Annotated in this window: 19 protein-coding genes and 1 pseudogene; 11 read left to right on the forward strand and 9 right to left on the reverse strand. The window is 68.9% G+C overall.

The features are described from left to right. Nucleotides 1–4,149, reverse strand: a complete 4,149-nt coding sequence (gene eccCa / locus Q9K23_RS05060) for a type VII secretion protein EccCa (protein ID WP_053777678.1) — start codon at nucleotides 4,147–4,149, stop codon at nucleotides 1–3. 126 nt (nucleotides 4,150–4,275) lie between these two features. On the opposite strand from eccCa, the gene eccD reads away from it, so the two are divergent. Next, complete coding sequence (gene eccD / locus Q9K23_RS05065) at nucleotides 4,276–5,862, forward strand: type VII secretion integral membrane protein EccD (protein ID WP_261977975.1); 1,587 nt, start codon at nucleotides 4,276–4,278, stop codon at nucleotides 5,860–5,862. Between the two features lies 1 nt (nucleotide 5,863). Further along, the gene (gene mycP / locus Q9K23_RS05070; RefSeq protein WP_053777677.1) at nucleotides 5,864–7,267 is read left to right on the forward strand and encodes a type VII secretion-associated serine protease mycosin; all 1,404 of its coding nucleotides are present in this window, start codon (nucleotides 5,864–5,866) and stop codon (nucleotides 7,265–7,267) included. A gap of 27 nt (nucleotides 7,268–7,294) precedes the next feature. Here mycP and Q9K23_RS05075 read toward each other — a convergent pair whose 3' ends face one another. Continuing rightward, entirely contained in the window at nucleotides 7,295–7,918 is a 624-nt protein-coding gene (locus Q9K23_RS05075; protein WP_261977974.1) for a TetR/AcrR family transcriptional regulator, read from the reverse strand. Between the two features lie 121 nt (nucleotides 7,919–8,039). On the opposite strand from Q9K23_RS05075, the pseudogene Q9K23_RS05080 reads away from it, so the two are divergent. The 3 genes and pseudogenes from Q9K23_RS05080 to Q9K23_RS05090 form a co-directional block, all read left to right on the forward strand. Further along, a pseudogene (locus tag Q9K23_RS05080) lies at nucleotides 8,040–8,533 on the forward strand (enoyl-CoA hydratase-related protein); the annotation flags it as partial. 9 nt (nucleotides 8,534–8,542) lie between these two features. Further along, the gene (locus tag Q9K23_RS05085) at nucleotides 8,543–9,703 is read left to right on the forward strand and encodes an acyl-CoA dehydrogenase family protein (protein ID WP_020790397.1); all 1,161 of its coding nucleotides are present in this window, start codon (nucleotides 8,543–8,545) and stop codon (nucleotides 9,701–9,703) included. 102 nt (nucleotides 9,704–9,805) lie between these two features. Further along, on the forward strand, nucleotides 9,806–11,326 hold the full coding sequence (locus Q9K23_RS05090) for an AMP-binding protein (RefSeq protein WP_020790398.1): 1,521 nt from the start codon (nucleotides 9,806–9,808) through the stop codon (nucleotides 11,324–11,326). Nucleotides 11,327–11,428: 102 nt separating this feature from the next. Here Q9K23_RS05090 and Q9K23_RS05095 read toward each other — a convergent pair whose 3' ends face one another. Next, nucleotides 11,429–11,971, reverse strand: a complete 543-nt coding sequence (locus Q9K23_RS05095; protein ID WP_261977973.1) for a lipoprotein LpqH — start codon at nucleotides 11,969–11,971, stop codon at nucleotides 11,429–11,431. Between the two features lie 137 nt (nucleotides 11,972–12,108). Then, the gene (locus tag Q9K23_RS05100) at nucleotides 12,109–13,062 is read right to left on the reverse strand and encodes a 4-hydroxy-3-methylbut-2-enyl diphosphate reductase (RefSeq protein ID WP_020790396.1); all 954 of its coding nucleotides are present in this window, start codon (nucleotides 13,060–13,062) and stop codon (nucleotides 12,109–12,111) included. 52 nt (nucleotides 13,063–13,114) lie between these two features. Between Q9K23_RS05100 and Q9K23_RS05105 the strand changes: the two genes are divergently transcribed. Genes Q9K23_RS05105 through Q9K23_RS05115 form a run of 3 tightly spaced genes read left to right on the forward strand, consistent with a single transcriptional unit; the run spans nucleotide 13,115 to nucleotide 15,427 of the window. Next, nucleotides 13,115–13,861: a lipid droplet-associated protein gene (locus Q9K23_RS05105; RefSeq protein WP_053777675.1), complete on the forward strand. Its 747-nt coding sequence runs from the start codon at nucleotides 13,115–13,117 to the stop codon at nucleotides 13,859–13,861. 7 nt (nucleotides 13,862–13,868) lie between these two features. Then, nucleotides 13,869–15,173: an exodeoxyribonuclease VII large subunit gene (xseA, locus tag Q9K23_RS05110; protein WP_053777674.1), complete on the forward strand. Its 1,305-nt coding sequence runs from the start codon at nucleotides 13,869–13,871 to the stop codon at nucleotides 15,171–15,173. Beyond that, nucleotides 15,170–15,427: an exodeoxyribonuclease VII small subunit gene (locus Q9K23_RS05115; protein WP_020791200.1), complete on the forward strand. Its 258-nt coding sequence runs from the start codon at nucleotides 15,170–15,172 to the stop codon at nucleotides 15,425–15,427. Before xseA ends, Q9K23_RS05115 begins: the two co-directional genes overlap by 4 nt. A gap of 39 nt (nucleotides 15,428–15,466) precedes the next feature. On the opposite strand, the gene Q9K23_RS05120 is transcribed toward Q9K23_RS05115, so the two are convergent. Beyond that, nucleotides 15,467–16,075, reverse strand: a complete 609-nt coding sequence (locus tag Q9K23_RS05120) for a DUF4245 domain-containing protein (RefSeq protein WP_053777673.1) — start codon at nucleotides 16,073–16,075, stop codon at nucleotides 15,467–15,469. 145 nt (nucleotides 16,076–16,220) lie between these two features. Here Q9K23_RS05120 and glpX point away from each other — a divergent pair, with 145 nt between their 5' ends. From glpX to Q9K23_RS05135, 3 genes are all read left to right on the forward strand, one after another. Continuing rightward, nucleotides 16,221–17,216 (forward strand): class II fructose-bisphosphatase, encoded by a 996-nt coding sequence (glpX, locus tag Q9K23_RS05125; RefSeq protein WP_020791202.1) that lies wholly within the window; start codon nucleotides 16,221–16,223, stop codon nucleotides 17,214–17,216. A 114-nt stretch (nucleotides 17,217–17,330) separates the two neighbouring features. Then, on the forward strand, nucleotides 17,331–19,031 hold the full coding sequence (locus tag Q9K23_RS05130; protein WP_020791197.1) for a fumarate hydratase: 1,701 nt from the start codon (nucleotides 17,331–17,333) through the stop codon (nucleotides 19,029–19,031). 93 nt (nucleotides 19,032–19,124) lie between these two features. Continuing rightward, nucleotides 19,125–20,525 (forward strand): class II fumarate hydratase, encoded by a 1,401-nt coding sequence (locus Q9K23_RS05135; RefSeq protein ID WP_053777672.1) that lies wholly within the window; start codon nucleotides 19,125–19,127, stop codon nucleotides 20,523–20,525. A gap of 104 nt (nucleotides 20,526–20,629) precedes the next feature. Here Q9K23_RS05135 and Q9K23_RS05140 read toward each other — a convergent pair whose 3' ends face one another. From Q9K23_RS05140 to Q9K23_RS05155, 4 genes are all read right to left on the reverse strand, one after another. Beyond that, entirely contained in the window at nucleotides 20,630–21,916 is a 1,287-nt protein-coding gene (locus Q9K23_RS05140) for an NtaA/DmoA family FMN-dependent monooxygenase (protein ID WP_053777671.1), read from the reverse strand. Nucleotides 21,917–21,991: 75 nt separating this feature from the next. Continuing rightward, nucleotides 21,992–22,891: an LLM class flavin-dependent oxidoreductase gene (locus Q9K23_RS05145; protein WP_053777670.1), complete on the reverse strand. Its 900-nt coding sequence runs from the start codon at nucleotides 22,889–22,891 to the stop codon at nucleotides 21,992–21,994. Then, nucleotides 22,888–24,141, reverse strand: a complete 1,254-nt coding sequence (locus tag Q9K23_RS05150; RefSeq protein WP_053777669.1) for an acyl-CoA dehydrogenase family protein — start codon at nucleotides 24,139–24,141, stop codon at nucleotides 22,888–22,890. The genes Q9K23_RS05145 and Q9K23_RS05150 overlap by 4 nt, the downstream gene beginning before the upstream one ends. Nucleotides 24,142–24,203: 62 nt before the next feature. Next, the gene (locus tag Q9K23_RS05155; protein WP_261977986.1) at nucleotides 24,204–25,331 is read right to left on the reverse strand and encodes a GNAT family N-acetyltransferase; all 1,128 of its coding nucleotides are present in this window, start codon (nucleotides 25,329–25,331) and stop codon (nucleotides 24,204–24,206) included. Nucleotides 25,332–25,355 lie beyond the last annotated feature (24 nt).

Here is a 25,355-nt window from a genome sequence, read left to right on the forward strand (position 1 = left end):
TTACCGCGTCGGCCCGGGGTCCGAGTCCGCCAGCCCCACCTGGATCATCTCCTGGACCCGAGTGCGAGACACCAGTTCTCCGCGCCCGGGTACCAGTCGCTGCAGCCGGGTGCGTCCGGTGATGTACCCCTCGTCCCGGTCCCCGCTCATCAGCAGCATGTCGCAGGAGAGGTCCTTCAGGCGTGCGATCACCGGGTCGAACATCGCGCGGCCGAGCCCGCCCGAGCGGCGGGCCAGCACCAGATGCATCCCGATGTCGCGGGCGTGGGCGGCCAGATCCAGCAGTGCCAGAAGCGGATTGCCCGACGACGTGGCGACCATGTCGTAGTCGTCGACGATCACGTACACGTCCGGACCCGACCACCAGCTGCGATCGCGGAGCTGCTCGACGGTGAGGTCTTCCGGGGGCAGCCGTTTGGTGAAGTACGCGGCGAGCTGACGCATCATCGTCGTCGCGTTCTCCCCGGTACTGGCATACCCGGCAAGGTGGTCTCCGGTGATCACGCTCAGCAGGGTGCGGCGGTAGTCGACGAGGACGATCTTGACCTCCTCCGGCGTCGAGTTCGCGACCAGCCCGGTGACGATCGCGCGCAGCAGTGCAGTCTTTCCGCATTCGGCGTCCGCGAAGGCCATGAAGTGCGGTTGGGTGGTGAAGTCCAGGACCACCGGGCTCAGTTCGAGTTCGCCGACACCGATCACCACCTGGTTCGGCCGCAACGCGACACCACCGGCGGCGACCAGCTCGCGCACGCTCTCGAGGGAGATCTCGGTGCCGAGTTTGCGGACCGGCATCGCCGCCCGATCGTCGTAGGCGGCACCGACGGCGGCCACGGCCAGGGCCACCCCACCGGGCAGGGATGCCGGTGACGGGTCACCGTCGAGACGCGGCAGGGCGATCAGCAGGTGCAGTCCGTCGGGGCTCAGTCCGCGGCCGGGGCGGCCGTGCGGGACCGTCGACGCCTCACGCCGCCCGACCTCGGAGTCCATCGCATCACCGAGGCGTAGTTCGACGCGACTGCCGATCAGATCCCGCATCGCCGGGCGGACGTCGGCCCACCTGGTGGCGCTGACCACCAGGTGCACACCGTAGGACAGTCCCTGTGTGGCGATCGTGGCGATCTGGTCCTCGAGGAAGTCGAGTTCGGAACGGACCACCCCGATCCCGTCGATCACCAGGAAGACGTCCCCGTGCAGATCGTCGGCGAGCGGATCGTCGTCGGTGCACGCCCCGGTGGTCATCCAGTCGCGTCGCCGTGCCCGATAGTCGGCCATCGACTCGATCCCCAGTCGCACGAACCGGGATTCGCGCGCCCGGATGATCGCGGCCACCTCGGCGACGGTGCGCCGCACCGCATCCAGGTCGCCGCGGGTGGCAACCGAACCCACATGCGGCAGGCCTGCGATGCCGGTGAGCGCACCGCCACCGAAGTCGAGAACATAGAACTGCACCTGTTCGGGGGTGTGCGTCGCCGCCGCCGACAGGATGAGACTGCGCAGGGCCGTCGACTTGCCGGTCTGGGGGCCGCCGACCACCGCGACATTGCCCGCCGCCCCGGACAGGTCCAGGACGTGCACGTCACGACGCTGGTCGAAGGGCCGGTCGACGATGCCCACCGCAACCCGCAGCGACCCGGTGGTGGCGGGCAGGCCGAAGTCCCGGTCGCCGACCAACGCGTCGACGGTCGGTGACTCGTCGAGCGGTGGCAGCCACACCTCGTGGGCGCTCGGGCCGTGACCCGCGATCCGGCCGACGAGCGTCTGCAGCAGGGTCGGTACCACCGCCGGGGCGGTGCCGGAACCGAGATCGGCGTCGGTGTCGGGCGTTTCCGGTGGCGCCTCGTCCAGCAGCGCCGCCGCGCGGTCGAGTACCGATCCCCCGGCATCTGCGATCGCGCCCGGCGTCTCGATCGAATCCGGGGCCGCGGTCGCGGCGGAATCGGGATCCATCGGTACCGGGAGTGCGGTGAACATCCGCATCCGATGCCGCACGGCGGCGGGCCCTATTCCTGCCGACACCGTCCCGGGGAGGGCGGCCGGCGAGTGGTAGGGCCCCGAGACGTAGCTGGTGTTGAACCGGACCGGCTCGGCGGCATCGCATTTGAGGTAGGCCGAACCGGGAACGCTGGGCAGGTGGTAGGCATCGGGGACACCGAGGACCGATCGGGACTCGTTGGCCGAGAAGGTCTTCAGTCCGATGCGATACGACAGGTGCGAGTCGAGTCCACGGAGCTTGCCCTCCTCCAGCCGCTGCGAGGCGAGGAGAAGGTGGATGTGCAGGGACCGGCCGAGTCGACCGATCGCGACGAAGAGCTCCGCGAAATCCGGCTTCTGCGCGAGCAGTTCGGAGAACTCGTCGACGATCACGAACAGGGCGGGTAGCGGTGCGAGCGTGGCACCGGCCCGCCGGGCCTGCTCGTACTCGGTGACGTTGGCGAAGTTCCCCGCGGCCCGCAGCAGTTCCTGACGTCGGTTGAGCTCCCCCGACAACGCATCCTTCATCCGGTCGACCATCGCCAGTTCCTGCTCGAGGTTGGTGATCACCGCGGCGACGTGTGGACTCTGGTCGAGTCCGAGAAAGGTTGCACCGCCTTTGAAGTCGACGAGCACGAGGTTGAGCTCGGCCGGGGAGTGGGTGGCGAGCATACCCACCACGAGAGTTCGCAGGAACTCACTCTTTCCGCTACCGGTCGCTCCGATGCACAGTCCGTGCGGCCCCGTGCCGCCGTGCGCACTCTCCTTGATGTCGAGTTCCACCGCGGTCCCGGCCGGGGTGAAGCCGATCGGCACCCGCAATCGATCTCGTCCGGTGCGTCCACGCCAGTGCACGGCCGGATCGAACGATGCCATGTCGTCGATGCCGAGCAGCGCCGGCAGGCCCGGATCGGTGGCCGACGCCTCGGCGTCGAGGCTGGCCAGACTCGCCTTCGTCGCGGGGCGATAGCGGGCCATCCGTCGGGCCACCGCCTCACACTCGGCAACGGTCAAGGTGTCACCGGAGGCGAACTCCTCCACCCCGAAGGCACTGCGTGCCGCCACTTTTCCGCCGCCGACCACCAGTTGCAGCCCGCGGCGGGCGGCGGGACCGTCGGCCGGTGCGGTCAGGTCGAGCACCGTCACCCCGGACATCCCGGCATCGTTCACCAGACGTTCGGTGCCGTCCACCCGGCCGTCGTCGATCACCACCACCAGGTGGTGCTGCCCGGGCACCGGTGGCGCGGAGCGGCTGAACCGGCCGCGGTCGGCGAGATCGGCGCCGAGGGACAGTTCGAGGTCGGCCAGACTCGGATAGATCATCCGGAACGGCCCGACCGCGTCGGCGATCGACGGATGACCGGCATGGGGAAGCCATTTCGCCCAGTCCCAGACCTCCCCGGCGGGATCCCGGGTGACGATCGCCACCCGCAGATGGTCTGGACCGTGGAAGGTGCACAAACCGATCACCATGGCGCGCACCAGTTCCCGGGTGTCCTGCCGCACCCCTTCGATGTTGATCGCCGGGAAGCCGCGCAATGACACCGCGGTGGGTAGTCGATGGACCACCGAGTGGGTCCGGACGAAGCGACGCAGCGCCACCATCGACACCGGTTCGATGTCCTCGAGCGGACCGGTCTCCGGCGGCATCAGGCGGGTCGCGAGGCGTTGGGTCCCCAACCCCACACGGGCGTGCGCGAAGTCGGTGTCGGCAGGCCTGCGTTCCCACATCCGCCGACCGCCGACGACCTCCCCGAGCACCCGTGGGTCCGGGTGCGTCCAGGCCAGCGCAGCGCGTTGGGCACGAGCGGTGTCGGCCACCTCGTCACGCAGTTGTCCCAGGTAGCGGAAGTAGTCCTTGCGTTCCTCGTTGAGTTCGGCAGCCCGTTTTCCGCCGCCGCGACCACCGGCCGCGAACATGCCGAACATCGACATCAGCATCATCAGCGGGAACATCATGAACAGCGGGTTGCTGAGGATGTTGCGCCCGCCGGTGGCCACCATCATCGCGAGCATGCCGACCACGGCGACGATCATCACCACCGGCAGCAGCTTCATCAGGAGCCCGCCGGGTACCACCCGCGGTACGTCCGGCGGCGGCGCGATGTTCAGTTCACCGCCCGGCGTCCGCGGCGGTGTGATGCGTGGCCGCCGCACGAATCCCTCAGTCGTCGTCACCCGTTCCCCCTACTAGGTCTCCCCTGACCCGACACCCCGCACTTGTCCACCGGCTTGTGTCCAACCCCTGAACCGGATGCGGAGTGTGGTTATGGTAACTGCGAATCCAGGGGGAGGAGCAGGTTGATGCCGATTGTGGATATGCCGGCCGCGACGGACACGTCGGGCTCGGCTGCAGCAGGGGTCTCGGGAGCAGCAGGGGTCTCGGGAGCGGCAGGGGTCTCGGGAGCAGCGGGGGCCTCGGGTCCGATCGAGCCCGCACTGGTGCGGGTGTCGGTCCTCGGCGGCAACACCCAGCTCGACATCGCGTTGCCGGCAGCGGTCCCGCTCGCCGCGCTGATCGGTGAGCTGGTGGCCCAGATCGAATCGCGCAGTCCCGCCGGGCGGGAGGTCGACGACGCGGACGCGGGTTCCGACGACCATCGGCCACATACCCACCGCACCCGGTGGACACTCGCGCCGATCGGCCAGGAACCGTTGCCGGTCAACCGATCCCTGGCCGAGTCCGGTGTCCGCGACGGCGATCTGCTGATGCTGTCGACGGCATCGACCGGCGATTCGGCGGCCTTGTTCGACGATGTCGTCGACGCCATCGCCCGGCTCAACGACTCCCGATTCGCCAACTGGTCACCGGCCGCCGCACGAATCGTCGGGCTCGGGTTGGCCGTGCCGGCGTCGGTGGTGGCCGCGGTCTGTCTACTCGGCGCCCGGTCGGCAACCGAGGCCCTGTGGCCTGTCGCACCGGCCGCGGTGTCGGTGCTCGCGCTGCTCGTCGCGGCGACCCTGATCGCCCGGCGCCACGGCGATCCGGGCACCGCCGCGACCCTCTCGGCGACGTCGTTCGCACCCGCCTTCGCCACTGGGATGCTGTGCGTTCCCGGAGGTTTCGGATCGGCGCATCTGGCACTCGGGGCCGCGGCGGTCTTGTTGACCGTGGTGCTCTCCTATCGACTGACCACCGTCGGTCCGGTGCTGCACGCCGCGGCGTCGACGGCGGCTGCGCTCACCGCGTCCGCGGCGGTCACCGCGCTGCTGTCGACGATGACCGTGCCCCACGTCGCTGCGGTGTGGGCTGCGGTGGGCCTGGCGACCGTTGCGGTGGCCCCGCGCCTGACCATCGTCCTCGCCAAGCTGCCGTTGCCGCCGGTCCCCACGGCGGGCGCGAGCCTCGACGCCGACGATCTCGAACCCGCACCGGCCATCGAGGGGATCGGCGCGATCGGCGCGATGGCGCTGCCCCGTGCCGACGCCCTGGAGCGGCGGGCGCATCTGGCGAACGCCTACCTGACCGGCATCATCATCGGGGGTGCCACGGTCACCGCGACCGGGGCCGTCCTCACCGTCGTGCCGTGGCCGCAACATCCGGTGGTGCCTGCGATCTACGCGGTGGTCGTCGCGGTGGTCCTGTGTCTTCGCGGACGTTCACACACCGATCTCGCACAGGCCTGTGTACTCACCGTCGCGGGTGCTCTCGCGCTGGCCGTGCTGACGGTGTCCCTCGCCGTCGCCGGTGGCGGTTGGGCGCTGACCGGTTTCGGTACCGCGATGGTGTTGCTGATCCTGGCGGTGGTGCTCGGCGTCGTCGCACCGAACCGCGAGTTCTCCCCGGTGATGCGGCGCATGGCCGAACTCGGCGAGTACCTGCTCGTCGGAACGGTTGTCCCGCTGCTGCTCTGGGTGCTCGACGTCTATCAGATGGTCCGGGACATCTGATATGCGCCGCCGTGATCCGGCGACCCGCCGCGGGGTGATCCTCACCGCCGTCGCCGTGATCGCCCTCGCCCCGTCGGTGCTGCCGTCCGTCCCCGCACAGGCCATCACCCCGCCACAGGTCTCCCCCGGCGCCCTGGTCCGCGGGGCCACGGTCGGACCTCCCGAGCCCACCGAACAACGCACACTGTGCGCCGAGCCGGTGGCCGCAGGCCCGCAGACGACCCCCTCGAACGCCCAACAGATGATGAATCTCCCAGGCGCGTGGCGGTTCTCGCGTGGACAGGGCCAGCGGATCGCGGTGATCGACACCGGGGTGACCCCGCATCCACGACTCCCCCGGCTCCGCGGCGGCGGAGACTATGTGTCCACCGGCGACGGACTGTCGGACTGCGATGCGCACGGCACCCTGGTCGCCGGGATCATCGCGGCGAGCCCGTCGGGGCGCGACGGATTCACCGGCGTCGCACCGGATGCGTCGATCATCTCGATTCGACAGTCCAGCAACGCCTTCGACGCCAAGAGCCGCCGTACCGAGTCGGCCGACGCCACCGTCGGCAGCGGTTACGGATCGGTGCGCACACTGGCCGCCGCCGTGGTGCGGGCCGTGGACCTCGGCGCCACCGTCATCAACATCTCCGAGGTGGCGTGCGTGCCGGCCGGGACCCCGCCGGGCGACGGGGCTCTCGGTGCAGCGGTTCGCCACGCCTATGAACGCGATGTGGTGGTGGTCGTAGCGGCCGGCAACCTCTCGTCCGGGTCGTCTTGCGCGACACAGAATCCCGATCCCGACCCGGCCGATACCCCCGGATGGGGTTCGGTGCGGACCATCGCCAGCCCGGCCTGGTTCGACGACTACGTGCTCGCGGTCGGATCGGTGGATGCCGACACCGGCCGGCCCAGCGGCTTCAGCCTGCACGGCCCATGGGTGGACGTGGCCGCACCCGGGTCCGGGATCGTCAGCCTCGACAGTTCCCCGCGCGGCACCGGGCTCGTCGACGCCCAGCAGGGTGATTCCGGTCCGCTGCCGCTGCTCGGCACCAGCTTCGCCGCACCCTATGTCGCGGGGACCGTGGCGCTGGTCCGCGCCCGGTACCCGCAGTTGTCGGCGGGTGAGGTGATGGACCGCGTGGTGCGGACCGCACACGCTCCCGGGACCGGCCATGACCAGGCGATCGGGTATGGCGTGATCGATCCGGTCGCCGCACTGACCGCGGAACTGCCCGAGGAACCCGGCCCGGCACCCATCGCCCGGATCGCCGCGCCCGCACCGGTGATGACCCCCGACCACACCGCACGCGATGTGGCCTTGATCGGCGCCGGGGTCGCCGCTGCGGTGATCATCGCGGTGGTCGCGGCGTCGTTGCCCTTCCGGCGAGACCGCAGGCTCGATCCAGACGAGTTCTGACCCGAGCGGTCTCCGGCCCACCCGAGTTCAGTTCCGGCGGGGCGGTGGGACCTCGATGGAGACTCGCAACGACGGCTTGACCGCGTCCGCGTGGTCCGGATCGGCGAGTTGGGCCCACATGGCGTCGACCATGGGCTGCAAGAACATGCTGCCCAATTGGCGGACCATCAGACCGATCACCTGATCGGACTCGGCCCGGGTGGTGGAGGCCTGTCCCGATTCGCGCAGTTTGGCCACCTCGCGGCGGCTCAGCTCGGTCAGCCTGGAGAGCAGACCGTTCCCCGCTTCGCCGGGGTCGAGGACCGCTCGCCGCAGGTAGTTCACCACCGGCGGGTTGTTCTCGAGCATGGTGCGAACCGCGTCGTCGCGCGCGGCGGCGACCTCGGCCGCAGTGCCTTCGCCGGACGCCGACGCGATCGCCTGCGCGTGATAGTCGACGATCAGCTGTTCGACGGCGTCGCGGAGCCCGTCCTTGTTCTTGAAGTGGTGCTGCACTGTTCCGACCGTTACGCCGGCGGCGGCGGCGACGGTCCGCATCGAGACCCGATCCTCGCCTTTCGCGGCGTACAGATCCAGTGCGACATTCCGGATCCGTGCCTTCGCGGTCAGGTCGTCGAGCGTTGCGCGAGGGTCGGTCGTGGTCGCATTCACGCAGATCATCATACATTTCCATGGCTGCCGTTACATACGCATGGCATTGACCCCTTACGATCGCATGGGTTTACTATACAGTTGTATGCGGCCGAAGGAGTCCTCGAATGTCAGCCGCACCTTCCCCAAGCCGGTGATCGCCGCGGTCGAGGGCCTCGCCCTGGGCGGTGGCTGCGAGATCATGATGGCCTGCGACATCGTCGTCGCCGCGGCGTCGGCCAGAATCGGCGGACCCGAGGTCAAGCTCGGGGTGATTCCCGGCGGCGGCGGGACACAGCGGCTCATCCAGGCGATCGGCAAGCCCAGGCGATGGCGTTGCTGCTCAGCGGTGACCTGATCCCGGCCGAGCAGGCCGGCGAGTGGGGGCTGGTCTCGCGCGTGGTGCCCGACGGGCAGGCGCTGACCGAGGCGACGGCACTGGCCCAGCGGATCGCCGCGAACTCGCCCCTGGCCGTCGCACTGGCCAAGGATGCCGCGCTGCAGGCGCTGGAGACATCCCTCGCGCAGGGCCTCGAACACGAGAAACGCAACTTCTACGTCGCCATCCACTCCGCCGACAGCCGGGAAGGGCAGTCCGCCTTCCTCGGCAAACGCACCCCCGAATTCACCGGAGAGCAGGAAACCATGTCCGAGCTTTTCCCCGACTACCGTTCCCCCTGGGAGTCCGACGATCAGGCCATGCTGCGCAAGCACGCCGCTGACTTCTTCCGCAAGGAGCTCACCCCCAACGTGGCCAGGTGGGCCGCGAACCACGAGGTCGACCGCGACTTCTGGAACAAGGCGGGCGCCGCCGGGCTGCTGTGCCTGGACATCCCCGAAACCTACGGCGGCGGTGGCGGCGACTTCGGTCACGAGGCGATCGTGCAGCAGGAGCTGGCGAAAGCCCAGGACGGCGGTTTCGGTTTCGCCGTGCACTCGACGATCGTGGCGCACTATCTCAACACCTACGCCACCGACGAACAGAAGAAGCGCTGGCTGCCCAAGTGTGCGAGCGGCGAATCGGTCCTGGCCATCGCCATGACCGAACCCGGAACCGGATCCGATCTGCAAGGGGTTCGCACCACCGCCGTTCGCGAAGGCGACCACTATGTGGTCAACGGCAGCAAGACCTTCATCTCGAATGCCAGCCACTGCGATCTCCTGGTGATCGTCGCCAAGACCGACCCCACGCAGGGAGCCAAAGGCATTTCCCTGCTGGTCGCCGAAACCGACGGCCTGCAAGGCTTCGAGCGCGGCCGGGTCCTGGAGAAGATCGGCCAGCACGGTCAGGACACCCGGGAGCTGGCGTTCACCGACATGCGGGTGCCGGTGGAGAACCTGCTCGGCGGCGTCGAAGGCCAGGGCCTCTACCAGCTGATGAACCAGCTGCAGCGGGAGCGCCTGATCCTGGGTGTCGGCGGGATCGCGGTCGCCGAGGCGGCCGTCACCGAGGCCATCTCGTACGCGAAGCAGCGCGAGGCATTCGGCAAGCCGATCATCGAGTTCCAGAACACCAAGTTCGTTCTCGCCGAATGCAAGACCGAGGTGCTCGCGGGCAAGACGCTCATGGACCACTGCATCGCCCAGCAGATCGCCGGAACCCTCGATCCGGCGACCGCGTCGATGGCCAAACTCTGGGGCACCGAACGGCAGGGCGAGATCGTCGACCGTTGCCTGCAGATCTTCGGCGGCTACGGCTACATGGTGGAGTACCCGATCGCCCGCATGTACGCCGATGCGCGCGTGCAGCGTATCTACGGGGGCACCAGCGAGATCATGAAGGAACTCATCGGCCGATCGCTCTGATCAAGCCCGGGGACCCTGCTCGGCGCGCCGGGCAGATCCGCGCCGAATCCACCTCATGCCCCATCGGTCGTGCCACCGCCCACAGCGAAGGACTCCCGTTCCATGGCCACCCTGCACGGACAACTCACACGCAATGCTCACCGGCTGCCCGACAAGACGGCGCTGATCTTCGGCGACACCGAGCACACCTATCGCGGTCTCGACGAGCTCACCGACCGGTACGCGAACGCCCTGATCTCGCTGGGAGTTCAGAAGGGTGATCGGGTCGGTCTGATGTCGGCCAATTCGGACCGGTTCCTGATCGCGTTCTACGGAGCGCTCAAGGCCGGTGCGATCGTCTCGCCGTTCAATCCGCGATCCACTGCACGGGAACTGCACTACCTGCTCGAGGATTCCGGTGCCACGGTGCTGCTGTTCGCCGGCGCCACCGTGGCGGCGGTGGCGGGCCTGGACCGGTTGGAACCCGCACCGGACGTGCGCATCCTGTCGATCGACGGCACCGACGGCTACGACGATCTGCACGCGCTGGCGGTCAGCACACCTGCCCACGCCCCCGGCGTCGACGTCGCCGAGGACGACGACTGCATCATCATCTACATCTCGGGCACCACCGGACGACCCAAGGGTGCGTTCTTCGATCACCACCGGATGCTGTGGGTGGGGCACAGCGTCAGCGCCCTGGGGCTGAACATCTTCGACCGGCAGCTGCACGTGGCGCCGCTGTACCACTGTGCCGAGCTGGTGCTGTTCGCATTGTCCGGCCTGTCACTGGGTACCACGCATGTGGTGCTGGCCGAGTTCGAGCCGGCTGCAGTGGCCGATGCGCTGGCCGAGCACCGGATCTCGGTGTTCCTCGGGGTGCCGACCATGTACCAGATGATGCTCAGGCTGCCGGACCTGACCGAGCGAGACCTGTCGGCGTGGCGCCTGGGCTTCTTCGGTGCGGCCCCGATGCCGGCGTCCATGGTCTCGCGGCTGGTGGAGACCCTCCCGACCGTCGGCTTCGTCCAGCTGTGCGGTCCCACCGAAGGCGGGCCCACCGGAATGTACTCGTCACCCGAGGACGTCGTGGCCCGCCCGGACGCCACCGGACGCCGGCCGATACCCAACGCCGAGGTGCGGGTGGTGACCCCGGACGGCGACGATGTGGGGCCCGGTGAGACCGGGGAGGTCATCATCCGGGGTGAAACGGTGATGAAGGGGTACTGGAACAAGCCAGACGCCACCGCTGAGGCCATCCGCGACGGTTGGCTCCACACCGGCGACCTGGCGACCAAGGATGCCGACGGCTACATGACCCTTGTCGACCGGCTCAAGGACATGATCATCACCGGCGGCCGGAACGTCTATTCGGTGGAAGTCGAGAACGCCCTCGCGGCCCACCCCGATGTGCTCGACGTGGCCGTGGTGAGCCAACTCGACGAGCACTTCGGCGAGACCATCGTCGCGGTCGTCATGCCGATCGAGGGTCGCGAGGTGACCTTGGAGTCCCTGCGCGCCTTCGCCGCCGAGTACATCTCGGACTACAAGCTGCCCCGCGAACTGGTCATCCGGTCGATCCCGCGGAACCCGTCCGGCAAGATCCTCAAGCACGTGCTGCGGGCGCAGGTGAGGGGCGGGTGACGTCCGCGCCGCGTACCCGGTCCACGGCGAAGGTCCATGGCGTCGATCTCCCGGCCACACGCCCACCTCTTCGGCGTGCGGCCGGAGATCGTGCCCCCGGGATCAGGGGCAGGTCACCGTGATCTCGTAGGACTTGGTGACCACCGAGGTGGGATTGCTGATGTCGATGCCGGTGGCCTTGCCCTTGATGGTGTAGGTGTCACCCTTCTTGGTGGCCTCACCGCTGCCGTCCCCGGCATCCTTCTGGTAGGCCAGGGTCACACCGTCGACGGAACCGAGTCCCACCGACTCGACCTCCGGCGAATCGCCGCTGGTCACGACCGCTCCGACGGCGCCGATGTCGGCTCCTGAGATCCCGATCGTCACCCTGCCCCCGCCCTCGGTGCATCCGACCGTGGCGTCGCCCAGATCGACGTCGTCGCCGTCGACCACCACGGAGGCATCGCGGCCGACGCCCGCCGACCCGGTCTCGGAGACGTCGGTGGTGGAGGTGCTGCTGGTCTCGTCGCTCTCGGTCGCGGTGCTGGTGCCGGTGGTCGTGGCGCTGGTCGTGGCACTGGTCGCGGTGGCCGAATCCGAGTCGTCGGAACCGCATGCGGTGAGCACGACGGCCAATGCCGCCGCACCCAGTACGGAAGTGGTCATGTGAACTCTGCGCATGAAAGAACTCCTGGACGGTTGCCGTGTGGTCCGTTTGACCGACACACCCAGCGAACCTAGACGCCCATTCGGGAGATTCCACGCAGAACACGCGAACCCGGACATATCGCCCGGGAGTGTCCTCACTTCGCGGTGCGCGCCGGACGCAGTTCGCGCGGCAGCGCGAAGGTGAGTGTCTCCTCGGCGGTGGTGACGGTCTCGACGTCGGCGAAGCCGTAGTCGCCGAGGAAGTCGATCACCCCGCGCACCAGCACCTCCGGTACCGACGCACCCGAGGTGATGCCCACGGTGCTGACACCCTCGAGCCACGACGGGTCGATCTCGCGGGCGTAGTCCACCAGGTAGGACGCCGCCGCACCGTTCTGCAGGGCCACCTCCACCAGGCGCACCGAGTTGGACGAGTTCTTCGACCCCACCACGATCACCAGTTCGCACCGCGGGGCCATCGCCTTGACCGCGACCTGCCGGTTCTGGGTGGCGTAGCAGATGTCGTCGCTCGGCGGGTCGTTGAGCTCGGGGAACTTCTCCCGCAGCCGCCGCACGGTCTCCATGGTCTCGTCCACCGACAGCGTCGTCTGCGACAACCAGATCACCTTGGACTCGTCACGCACGGTCACGTTGTCCACGCTGTCGGGGCCGTCGACGAGCTGGATGTGTTCGGGCGCCTCACCGGCGGTCCCCTCCACCTCCTCGTGGCCTTCGTGGCCGATCAGCAGGATGTCGTAGTCGTCGCGGGCGAAGCGCTTGGCCTCCTGGTGCACCTTGGTGACCAGCGGGCAGGTGGCGTCGATGGTCTTGAGACTGCGCGCGGCCGCGGTCCGATGGACCTCGGGCGACACCCCGTGTGCGGAGAACACCACGATCGCGCCCTCGGGAACCTCGTCGGTCTCGCCGACGAAGATCGCGCCACGTTCGGCGAGGGTGTCCACCACGTGACGGTTGTGCACGATCTCCTTGCGGACGTAGACAGGAGCGCCGTGCTTGTCGAGGGCCCGTTCCACCGTCTCCACCGCACGATCGACGCCCGCACAGTAGCCGCGCGGTTCGGCGAGCAGGATGCGCTTGGATTCAGCCATGACTCCCAGGGTACGTGTTGGCCGACCCGGTCAGAGGTGGCAGAGTATGGGAATGGTTCGCGCACCGTATCCGGCACGCATCGCCGCAGGTCTCATCGTCACCGCCATCGAGGAGACGCGCAAGCTGCCGACCCTCATCGTCACCCTCCCGATGACCGCGATCAGCCAGACGCTGCAGGCCGGTATGCGGGCCCAGCAGCAGATCGCCGAGCTGGCCATCAAGGGTGATGCGGCGCTCGAGTTCATCTTCGACTCCCCCGCCGAGGAACCGTCGTGGGCGCGCTTCGACGAGGACGAGATCGACGTCACCGAATCGGTGGTCCCGATCGAGTCGGCGAGCAGCGCCGGCCGCCCCACCCCCGCCGTGCTGAGCACCCCGACACCGGATTCCGACCCCGCGGACTCCACCGAGGCGACCACCACCGACGCCACGACCGCCGACCCCGCAACCACCGACGACCCCGCAACCACCGACGAGTCCGCGACGACCCGCTCGGATGCCGGCCGCTTCGCGCTGTACAGCTCGGCACCGGCCGAGGTCGTCGCCGCGGCCAACGGTGCTGCCGCGACCTCCGACGACTCCACCGACGACGACTCCGACAAGCCCGAGGCGGTGGTCCTGCTCGACTACGACACCCTGACCCTGGCACAGCTGCGCGCCAAGCTGCGGTCGGTGGGCGTCGACGATCTCGGTGTGCTGCTCGACTACGAGAAGGCCGGCCGCAACCGGGCGCCGTTCGTGACGATGATCGACAACCGGATCAGCTCGGCCACCGCGAAGCGCCCGTCCCAGTCGTGACCCGGCGGTGAGCACATCCGCGAACTCGGCGGACAACCCGTGGCCGGTCCGCACGGTCAACACCAAGATCGCCGACTGGATCCACAAGCTCGGCCAGATCTGGGTGGAGGGGCAGGTCACCCAGATCTCCCGTCGGCCCGGTACCCGCACCTCGTTCCTGACGCTGCGCGACCCGGCCGCGGACATCTCCGTCTCGGTGACCTGTAGCCCGGATCTGCTGGCGCGCTCGGAGGTACCGATCACCGACGGCGCCCATGTGGTGATGCTCGGCCGGCCCAGCTTCTACACCGGCCGCGGCACGCTCTCGTTGCGCGTCACCGACATCCGCCCGATCGGCATCGGGCAGCTACTGCTCCGGATCGAACGGTTGCGGCAGCTCCTGGCCGCCGAGGGACTCTTCGATCCCCGGCTCAAGCGACCGGTGCCGTTCCTGCCGCGCACGATCGGCCTGATCTCCGGGCGGGCCAGCGCCGCGCAGCGCGATGTGGTGTCGGTGGCATCCGCCCGGTGGTCGTCGGTGCGCTTCGACATCCGTGACGCCCCGGTGCAGGGCCCGACCGCGGTGCCGCGCATCCTGACCCATCTCGCCGACCTCGACGCGCACCCCGACGTCGACGTGATCATCATCGCGCGCGGTGGCGGCAGCGTGGAGGATCTGCTGCCGTTCTCCGACGAGGCGCTGTTGCGGGCGGTCTCGGCCTGCACCACCCCGGTGGTCAGCGCGATCGGACACGAACCCGACAATCCCCTGCTGGACTTCATCGCCGACCTGCGCGCCGCGACGCCGACCGACGCCGCGAAACGCGTGGTACCCGACGTGGCGGCCGAACTCGCCGGGATCGCGGCGATGCGCCACCGCAGTGCGCATGCCCTGCGCAACTGGGTGCACCGCGAGGAGCGGGTCCTCGCCGGGTTGCGGGCACGCCCGGTGCTCGCCGACCCGTTGTCGATGATCGACCGGCATGCCGACCAGGTGGAACGGCTGCGTGCCGATGCCCGGCGCGACATCCGCCGGCTGGTCGACGCCGAGGAGCGTCGTACCGAGCATCTCGCGGCACGGCTGGGTAGCCTCGGCCCGGCCCAGACCCTGGCCCGCGGGTATGCGGTGGTGCAGCGCGTCGACACCGATCCGGCCCAGATCCTGACCTCGGTCGACGAGGTCACCGACGGGGCCGCATTGCGTATCCGGGTGGCCGACGGGTCGGTGCACACCGTCGTCTCCGGGGTCGAGCGGTCACCGCAGCACCACCACGACGGCACCGAGACCGAACAGAAGAATCCCGGCCCGAACAATCCTGAGGAGGACCAGTGAGCCCGCGCGGAAAGTCCACCGACGACGCCCCCGTCCCGGTCGGTGAACTCGGCTACGAGCAGGCCCGCGACGAACTCGTCGAGGTGGTCACCACTCTCGAACGCGGCGGTCTGGACCTCGATGCCTCCCTGTCGCTGTGGGAGCGCGGCGAGGCCCTGGCCAACCGCTGCGAAGAACACCTGGCCGGTGCGCGGGACCGGATCGAGGCCGCGATCAACGACGGTGAGGATGACGCCGACCCCGACGACGACTGACCCGACGACGAGGACTGACCCGACGAGGACTGACCCCGGTCAGTTCCCGGTCGGCAGTTCGGTCAGGATCGCCGCGCCGCCGGCGCGCTGTGTCAGCGGTTGCTGGGCGAGCACCAGCCCGGCCATCTGTGCCATGGCGTCGTCGGAACCCCGCGACATCACCGCGATCCGGACGTCACCGAGGTCGGTGATCCAGAACTTGTTGCCGTCGTAGGTGGTGTAGGTGATCCACTTGTGGCCACCGATCTCACGGGACCCGGTGTCCGACGACACCTGGTCACCACCGAGCTTGTGTTCCACCTCGTCGACCGCGGCATCGGTCTGGGTGAGCTGCAGATACGACCCCGCGGCGGTCAGCCAGCCGACGTTGCTCGCCAGATGGGTCTCGATCGAGTCCCGGCTGCCCGAATTGGGTTTCCAGCCCTCCGGGGTCGGTGGCCGCCGGATCGGGAACGGCATGGTCTGCGCATCGGAGTCGAGTGCGGCGGCGACATCGAACGAGGGCCGCTTGTCGTCGCTGGCGGTGCCGTTGAGCCCCACCGAGCAGTTGCCGGACACCATGGCGACGAACGCACAGATCGCGAGCAGCGGGATCACCGACCAGATCATGTCCTTACCGCTGGTCAGGATGCGCGGTTTCTGTGCCATGCCCGCCAGTATTCCAGCCGGACCCCGAGTGATCTGTCCCACGCCCGGTTCGCGGTGTTCAACCGCAGGGTGGCCGACCGGCCGTGCGGTGTGACATGCGAGGATAGGCGAGAGAGCCACGTCGCACGCCGAGGAGTCGAAGAACATGACCGAAACCAGCCACCAGGCACCTGACCGCAACCTCGCGATGGAGTTGGTGCGAGTCACCGAAGCGGCCGCACTGGCCGCCGGACGCTGGGTGGGTCGCGGCGACAAGAACGGCGGCGACGGTGCCGCCGTGGACGCGATGCGCGAACTGCTGTCGACGGTGTCGATGCGCGGTGTGGTCGTGATCGGCGAGGGCGAGAAGGACGAGGCGCCCATGCTGTTCAACGGCGAAGAGGTCGGCGACGGCACCGGCCCCGACTGCGACGTCGCGGTGGACCCGATCGACGGCACCACCCTGATGGCCGAGGGCCGCCCCAACTCGATCTCGGTGATCGCGGTCAGCGAGCGCGGCACCATGTACGACCCGTCGGCGGTGTTCTACATGGACAAGATCGCCGTCGGCCCGGAGGCCAAGGGCGCGATCAACATCAACGAGTCGGTCGAGTGGAACGTCAACTCGGTCGCCAAGGCCAAGGGCATCGACGTCGCCGACCTGACCGTGGTCGTGCTCGATCGTCCGCGTCACGCCGATCTGATCGGCGAGATCCGTCAGGCCGGCGCCAAGATCCGGCTGATCTCCGACGGCGACGTGGCGGGCGCGATCGCCGCGGCCGGCGATTACAGCACCGTCGACATGCTGATGGGTGTCGGCGGTACCCCCGAGGGCATCATCACCGCCGTCGCGATGAAGTGCATGGGTGGCGAGATCCAGGGCAAGCTGTGGCCGCGCAACGCCGAGGAGCGCCAGAAGGCCCTCGACGCCGGACACGACCTCGACCGGGTGCTGACCAACGACATCCTGGTGAGCGGCGAGAACTCCTTCTTCTGCGCCACCGGCGTCACCAACGGCGACATGCTGCGCGGTGTCACCTACCGTCGCGGCGGCGCCACCACGCGCTCGCTGGTGATGCGCTCCAAGTCGGGCACCATCCGCCGCATCGAGGGCGTCCACAAGACCGAGAAGCTGCGCGAGTACTCCCGCATCGACGTCTAGTTCGACGCCGTCTGCGACACCTCTTGCGACCCTCGTCGCCTCCCCGCCATCACGGCCCGGAGACGGCGAGGGTCGCGCATGTGGGCCCTGACCGCCCGCGATACGATTTCCCCCGTGAGCAAACCAGCCCTTGCTCCGGAGTTCCGCTATGCCGATTTGCTGCCCTCCGGCGCCGATGAGACCCCCTACCGACTGATCACGACCGAGGGTGTGTCGACGTTCGACGTCGACGGCCGCGCGTTCCTCGAGGTCGAACCCGAGGCACTGGAAAAACTGACCGCCGAGGCGATCCACGACATCAGCCACTACCTGCGCCCCGCCCATCTGGCGCAGCTCCGCAAGATCATCGACGACCCCGAGGCATCCGGCAACGACCGGTTCGTCGCCCTGGACCTGCTCAAGAACGTCAACATCTCCGCGGGTGGTGTCCTGCCGATGTGCCAGGACACCGGCACCGCGATCGTGATGGGCAAGAAGTCCGAGGGTGTCCTCACCGGTTCCGACGACGCCGAGTGGATCTCCCGCGGCGTGTACGACGCCTACACCAAGCTGAACCTGCGGTACTCGCAGCTCGCCCCGCTGACCACCTACGACGAGAAGAACACCGGCACCAATCTGCCTGCGCAGGTGGAGATCTACGCGACCGAGCAGGGCCCCAAGGGGCCGGAGTACAAGTTCCTGTTCATGGCCAAGGGCGGTGGGTCGGCCAACAAGTCGTTCCTTTTCCAGGAGACCAAGGCCATCCTGAATCCCAAGCGGCTCTTGGAGTTCCTCGACGAGAAGATCCGTTCGCTGGGTACCGCGGCGTGCCCGCCGTATCACCTCGCCGTCGTGATCGGCGGCACCTCGGCCGAATTCGCGCTCAAGACCGCGAAATACGCCTCGGCGCACTACCTCGACACCCTGCCGACCGAGGGATCGATTGCCGCGCACGGCTTCCGCGACGTCGAACTCGAGGAAGAGGTGTTCAAGCTGACCCAGTCGTTCGGGATCGGCGCGCAGTTCGGCGGCAAGTACTTCTGTCATGACGTGCGCGTGGTGCGGCTGCCCCGTCACGGTGCGTCGTGCCCGGTGGCCATCGCGGTCTCGTGCTCGGCCGACCGTCAGGCCCTCGGCAAGATCACCGCCGACGGTGTCTTCCTCGAGCAGCTCGAGACCGACCCGGCCAAGTACATGCCCGCCGTCGGCGTCTCCGAGGACATCGAGGGCGGCGAGGTCGTGAAGATCGACCTGAACCGTCCGATGCCGGAGATCCTGGCCGAGCTGTCGAGGTACCCGGTCAAGACGCGCCTGTCGCTGACCGGCCCGCTGGTGGTGGCCCGCGACATCGCGCACGCCAAGATCAAGGAACGCCTCGACGCCGGCGAACCGATGCCCGAGTACCTGCGCAACCATCCGGTGTACTACGCCGGTCCGGCCAAGACCCCGGAGGGGATGGCGTCGGGCTCGTTCGGTCCCACCACCGCGGGCCGCATGGACAGCTATGTCGAGCAGTTCCAGGCGGCCGGCGGATCGATGGTCATGCTGGCCAAGGGCAACCGCTCGCAGCAGGTCACGCGCGCCTGTGACGCCCACGGCGGTTTCTACCTCGGCTCGATCGGCGGCCCCGCCGCGCGACTCGCCCTGGACTGCATCAAGAGCCAGGAGGTCATCGAGTACCCCGAGCTCGGCATGGAGGCGGTCTGGAAGATCGAGGTCGAGGACTTCCCCGCGTTCATCGTCGTCGACGACAAGGGCAACGACTTCTTCACCGATCCCGGAGGAGCGGTGACGGTGCCGCTGGGCGGGGTCAGGATTCGCTCCAAGGAGCGCTGAGGAGAAATCTCACAGCCTCGGGCGATCCGATCGCAGTACCGTGAGTAAGGACAACCTTACAACCAGATCGGATCCCCGGAGGATGTGCACGTCATGACCGAACCGCAGTACCGCATCGAACACGACACCATGGGCGAGGTCAAGGTACCCGTCGACGCGTTGTGGCGGGCACAGACCCAGCGTGCGGTGGAGAACTTCCCGATCAGTCATCGGCCGCTGGAGCGCACGCAGATCCGTGCGATGGGACTGCTCAAGGCCGCATGCGCCCAGGTGAACGCCGACCTCGGTCTGCTCGATGCGCAGAAGGCGGAGGCGATCATCGCCGCAGCCACCGAGATCGCCGACGGCAAGCACGACGACCAGTTCCCGATCGACGTCTTCCAGACCGGTTCGGGCACCAGTTCCAACATGAACGCCAACGAGGTCATCGCCTCCATCGCCAAGGCCCGCGGCGTCGAGGTCCACCCCAACGACCACGTCAACATGTCGCAGTCGTCCAACGACACGTTCCCGACGGCCACCCACGTCGCGGCCACCGAGGCCGTGGTGACCGACCTGATCCCGGCGCTGGATCACCTGCGGCTGGCCCTGCTGGAGAAGTCCACCGAATGGCGTGAGGTGGTCAAGAGCGGCCGCACACATCTGATGGACGCGGTGCCGGTGACCCTGGGCCAGGAGTTCGGCGGATACGCCCGGCAGGTCCAGGCCGGCATCGAGCGGGTCTCGGCCACCCTGCCCCGCGTCGGCGAACTGCCGATCGGCGGCACCGCGGTGGGTACCGGACTCAACGCCCCCGACGGCTTCGGCACCAAGGTGGTCGCCGAACTGCGCAAGCTCACCGATGTCGACGCGCTCTCGCTGGCGCAGGACAACTTCGAGGCGCAGGCCGCCCGCGACGGTCTGGTGGAACTGTCCGGACAGCTCAAGACGGTGGCGGTGTCGTTGACCAAGATCGCCAACGACGTGCGCTGGATGGGTTCGGGTCCGCTGACCGGCCTGGGCGAGATCACCCTGCCGGATCTGCAGCCCGGCTCGTCGATCATGCCCGGCAAGGTCAATCCGGTTCTGCCGGAGGCGGTCACGCAGGTCGCCGCCCAGGTCATCGGCAACGACGCGGCGGTCACCTGGGGCGGCGGCAACGGAGCCTTCGAGCTCAACGTCTACATCCCGATGATGGCCCGCAACGTGCTCGAGTCGCTGAAGCTGCTGGCCAATGTCTCCCGGCTGTTCGCCGACCGCTGCATCTCCGGTCTGGCCGCGAACACCGACCGCCTCAAGACCCTCGCCGAGAGCTCCCCGTCGATCGTGACGCCGCTGAACTCGGCGATCGGCTACGAGGAGGCGGCCGCGGTCGCCAAGCAGGCCCTCAAGGAGGGCAAGACCATCCGGCAGACCGTGATCGATCGCGGCCTGATCGGCGAGTCGCTGTCGGAGGCCGAACTCGACAAGCGTCTCGACGTGCTGAAGATGGCCAACCTGGATCGGCAGCGCTGACCCGTCACGCCTGACCGGCACCGCCCCGCCACGAGATCGGATGATTCTCGTGGCGGGGCGGTGTCGTCGACACCCGTTGCCGACGCCGGTCGACGAGATGGGGATCAGATGGGCGCCGACGGTGCAGCTGCGGCGAGATGTCCTCGCAGGGTGGCGGTCTCGTATTCGTGTCGGTAGAGACCCCGGCGACGCAGGATGGGCACCAGTTCGTCGGCGATCACCTCCAGCCCGTCGAGAAGCGCATCCGGCTGCAGGTTGAATCCGTCGATCGCACCGGCATGGAACCAGTCCTCGATCCGATCGGCCAACTGTTCCGGCGTGCCGACGAATCCACCGTGTCCCGATCCCGAATACCTTGTCTCCCGCAGGTATTCGCGGACGGTGGGATTGGTCTCGCGAATTCGGGCGATGATCGACTCACGGAACCCCACGCTGCCGGCGAAGGTCGCCAGATCGACCGGACCGTCGAGCACTTCGGCCGGAAACGGCTCGTCCAGTTCGAGTTTCGAGGCGTCGATCCCGATCGCGTGCGAGAGCCACCCCACCGCATACGACGACGGACTACGGTCGTGGAGGTCGTCGTTGCGCCGCCGTGCCTCGGCCTCGGTACTGCCCAGCGACACCAGCAGGCCCGGCAGGATCTTGATGTCGTCGGGCGACCGGCCGTGGGCCACCGCCCGCCGCTTCACCAGGCGATAGTGGTCGACGGCACCGGCGCGGGTGAGCTCGGCGGCGAAGACACCCTCGGCGACCCGGGCCGCGAGTTCTCGCCCCTTGGCCGAACCGCCCGCCTGGAACAGCACCGGATCACCGCCCGGGCCGGCCGGGACATGCAGCCGCCCGTCGACGTCGAAGTGGGCGCCGTGATGGGTGACCGCTCGCCCGCTGCGCGACGATCCCCACAGTGCGCGAACCACATCGACGAACTCGGCGGCACGCTCGTACCGGTCGGCGCGCTCCGGGACGTCGGGTTGCCCGAAGTTCCGTGCCGGTGCCTGGCCGCGTGAGGTCACCACATTCCACGCCGATCGGCCACCGGAGAGGGTGTGGAAGGTGAGGAGCCGTTCGGCGAGTTCGACCGGATCGTTGAAGGTGGTCGACGCCGTCGACACCAGCCCGAGGTGTTCGGTCACCCCGGCGACATACGCCCAGTTGACGGTCGGTTCCAGATGGGCCGGGTTCGCGTCGTGGGCCGGGTCACCGAGCGCCGGGACATCGGCGAGGAACACCGCGTCCAGGGTGCCACGTTCGGCGGTCCGCCCGATCGTCTCCCAATAGCCGGGGTCGACGAACGAATGGGGGTGCAGGCCAGACGATTGCCATGATGCCGGGACATAGCCGAGCACCAGGGCGTTGATCCCCAGGACCACGTGTCCGTCACGTCGCGTCATCGTGCCACTCCTCGTCTGCGATCGGTTGCGTCACTGCGATTCTCGTGTGTCCGCTCGTGTGGCGGCCGTACTCGGTCACCGACTCGCCAGCGGTTCGGGTGCGGCGAAGGCACGTCGCCGGCCTTCTCGTGCCACCGGCCGGGGCAGACCGAGTGCGTGCCGCAGCGGGCCTGGTCCCACGTGGTGGGCACCCACCAGCAGACGCTCGGCTGCGTCCAGCAGCGCACCGATCGGACGGTCGTCGCCCGCGCGGACCAGCACCCCGCCCACCTGGCCGCCGGGCAGCCCGGCATCGGCGTCGATCACCGGGATCGCCGCGCCCGCACCGAGGACCAGATCCAGGACCGCCTCCGCCTGTGGTGGCGGTGGTGTGTCGGAGGTGAACCATCCGATCACCGACGGGCCGGTGAGCGGTTCGGGCACGGTGAGCGGGCCGGCGATCCGGTACCTGCCGTCGAGATCGACGTGGCGGATCTCCTCGGAGCGCACGAAGATCCCGGTGTGGCGATCGGCGATCACCGACTCGGCAGGCCAGCTCTGCTCGAGGTCGCGCACCGCCACGGCGACCTCGCCGACGAGCGCCGCGGTGCCCGGGGCCGATACCGCCGCGCTCGTTGCCGCTGCCGGCCATGGCCATCCACCCACGGCGCGTGGATCGACGGTCCCCAGGAGCAGGCCGCTCCGGCCCCGGGAGAGATGACCGACCGATGCGACGCGTCGTGCCAGGTTGTAGGGGTGGTCCCGGCTCGGGGTGGTGGCCGCGAGGAACCGCGCCTGTCGGGTGCGCGCACCCAGGAGGCCGGCCGCGACGGTCGACTCGATCGTGGCGTCTGCGGCAGGGCGCCCGTCCACCCGGTCGATCCCGATCACGCTGAACGCCAGCGGAAGACGGTCCCATCGATGCAGGGCATCCGGGTCGGCGAGCAGCCGCGTGACGTCGGCGCCGGTCAGCCCCAGTGCGACATACGGAGTCAATTACCCTGTCCCCCACGACCGAATGCGGACAGGTCGGGCACCGGGTCGGTCCCGTTGACCAGCCAGTCCCCCAGGATTCGCGCCTTGTACACGCGCGGGTTGTGGGATGCCAGGGTCCGTGCGTTACGCCAGTGCCGGTCGAGTGCACGGTCTTTCGACACCCCGGATGCGCCGAGTGCGTCGAAGACGGTGGAGGTGGCGGTCAGTGCGGCCTCGATGATGACCAGCTGGGCGTGATCGGTGGCGACCTGGGCCTCGGTCACCAGCTCGGCCCGTCGCTCGAGGTCGCCCGCCGCGTGCGCGGCGGCGAGCCGGTCGAGTACCCGCGTCACCTGTCGCAGTGCCGCCTCGGCGGCGAAGGCCTGCGTCGAGACCTCCCCGATCACCTGGAGCAGCTGGGGGTCGCGCGCCGGCACCGGATCGAGTCCCTGCGGATAGTTCCGGCGGCGATCATGCAGTGCCGCAACACCGTCACGGAGCGCTCCCCGGATGATCCCGGTGAGCACCGCGAGGATCGCCACCTGGTAGAAGTGCCCCTGGTAGACGAATCGTTCGGACACCGGGAAGACATCGGCGGGGTCGGCCGGGACATCGGTGTAGGCGGCGCTGCCGCTGGCGGTGGTCTGCTGGCCGAAGCCGCCCCAGTCGTCGACGAGGGTGACCCCGGCGTCGTCGCGGCGGACCAGTGCGGTCAGCAGCGATCCGTCGTCGGACTTCCCGATGACGTCCAGCCAGTCCGCGTAGAGACTGCCTGTCGCATAGTATTTCGCACCCGACACGAGGTAGTGGTCGCCGTCGCGCCGGACGGTGGTGGCGATCGCGGCCAGTGTGCGGTTGTCCGCCTCGGTCCATCCGCCGCCGACGAACTCCCCGGCCAGGAACCGCCGAATCCACCGGTCGTTGCCCTCCGACGGGCGCGCGTTGAGCCGGTCCTCGACGAATGCCAGGTGGTTGCGGAAGACGTGGGCGATGTTCGGGTCGGCCTCGGCGACCCGGGACAGGACGACGAAGGTCTGCTCGAGCGAGGCGCCGAGACCGCCGTGGTCCTCCGGGATTCGCAGTCGACCGAGTCCGCGTTCGTTCAGCTCACGCACCAGGTCGTGGGCAAAGGTGCGGTCGCGTTCGCGAACGGCCTCGTCGCGGGCGATCCGGTCGAGAACCGGCGCGAACCGGGCCAGGAGCGCGTCCTCGTCGGCCGTGGACGACTGCAGGTAGCTGACGGCGACGGGTGCGTCGACGAGTTCGGTCATGGGTGACTCCTCGGAACTGATGTCCCGATCGCCGGGTGGCCATCGGAATCGGATGGGAAAGGTCAGAAGGTGGTGCCCGAGTAGGGCTGGGTATCGGTGCCGAACAGGCGGTCCAGCCGGTTCACCGCGTCGCCGGTGTGGACGTCCACGCGTCCGGCCGATGCGAGCCGGCGCCACGTGGTGCCGCCGAGATAGGCCGCGGCGAGGGTGGCGACGTCGACCGTCGCCTCGGCGGCACGAGTCGAACGTGTCACCGCACCGGCGGTGATCTCGAAGACCGCGGTGTTCGCGGGCAGGCGACGATCCTCGACGCCGATCCGCACTCCGGGCCCGTCGCCGAATCGTCTGGCCCGCAGTGCGGCCTCGACGTCGATCAGTCGCAACCACGTCTCGTCATGTGCCGCACCGAGTTCCACCGCACGCTCATCGGTCAGCGCCAACGGCAGCGGGTCGTCGAGTGCCGCGGAGCCGACGTGGATGACGTCGACCAGGTCGAGGTCGAGCAGGTGCCGCCACAACCCGAATCGGGCGGCATCGGTGAGCGCCACGAAGTCGATCACGTCGATGGCCTTCTCCCGGCTGGTGAACCAGGCCTCGGTGTCACGGGGCCGATAGATCACATATCCCTCGTCGACGCCGTCGCGCGAGTGCACCGCGACGTAGTGCACGGTGGGATCGGCCGCGCGGCGCAGCTCCTGGAGCCGCCACCATCCGGCCGGGCGTTCGATCGCACCCACCCCGTTCGTGCGGCGATGAACCGCGGCGAGCAGCTCGGTGTCGGCATCCGCGTCCGCCAGACGCACCGAACCCTGTGCCACAACCGATTCCCGGAGGCGGGCGCGGCGGGTGTCCACGAGCAGTGATCTGGCCGTCGAGGCGATCCCGTAGCCGAAACGCTCGTAGATCCCGGCTTCGGACGCCCGCAGGGTGGCGACCACCTCGCCGCGGTGGGCGAAGTCCTCGAGCTGACGCTCGATCAGGGCCGTCACGATCCCGCGGCGTCGATGAGTCGGCAGCACACCCACGTGGGTGACGGCGGCGTGCGCCACCCGCGCACCCCCGGGAACCACGAGGTCGCTGGTGTACGAGTCGGCACCACCGACGATCCGATCACCGTCGAATGCGCCGAGATAGCGCCCGGTCTCGGTGACGGCGGTGGCGTCGACGTCCCGGAACGGCAGCCCCACCATGGACCGGAGAAACACACCGAAGGC

Source organism: Gordonia sp. NB41Y (genome assembly GCF_030718915.1).
Classification (GTDB): Bacteria; Actinomycetota; Actinomycetes; order Mycobacteriales; family Mycobacteriaceae; genus Gordonia; species Gordonia desulfuricans.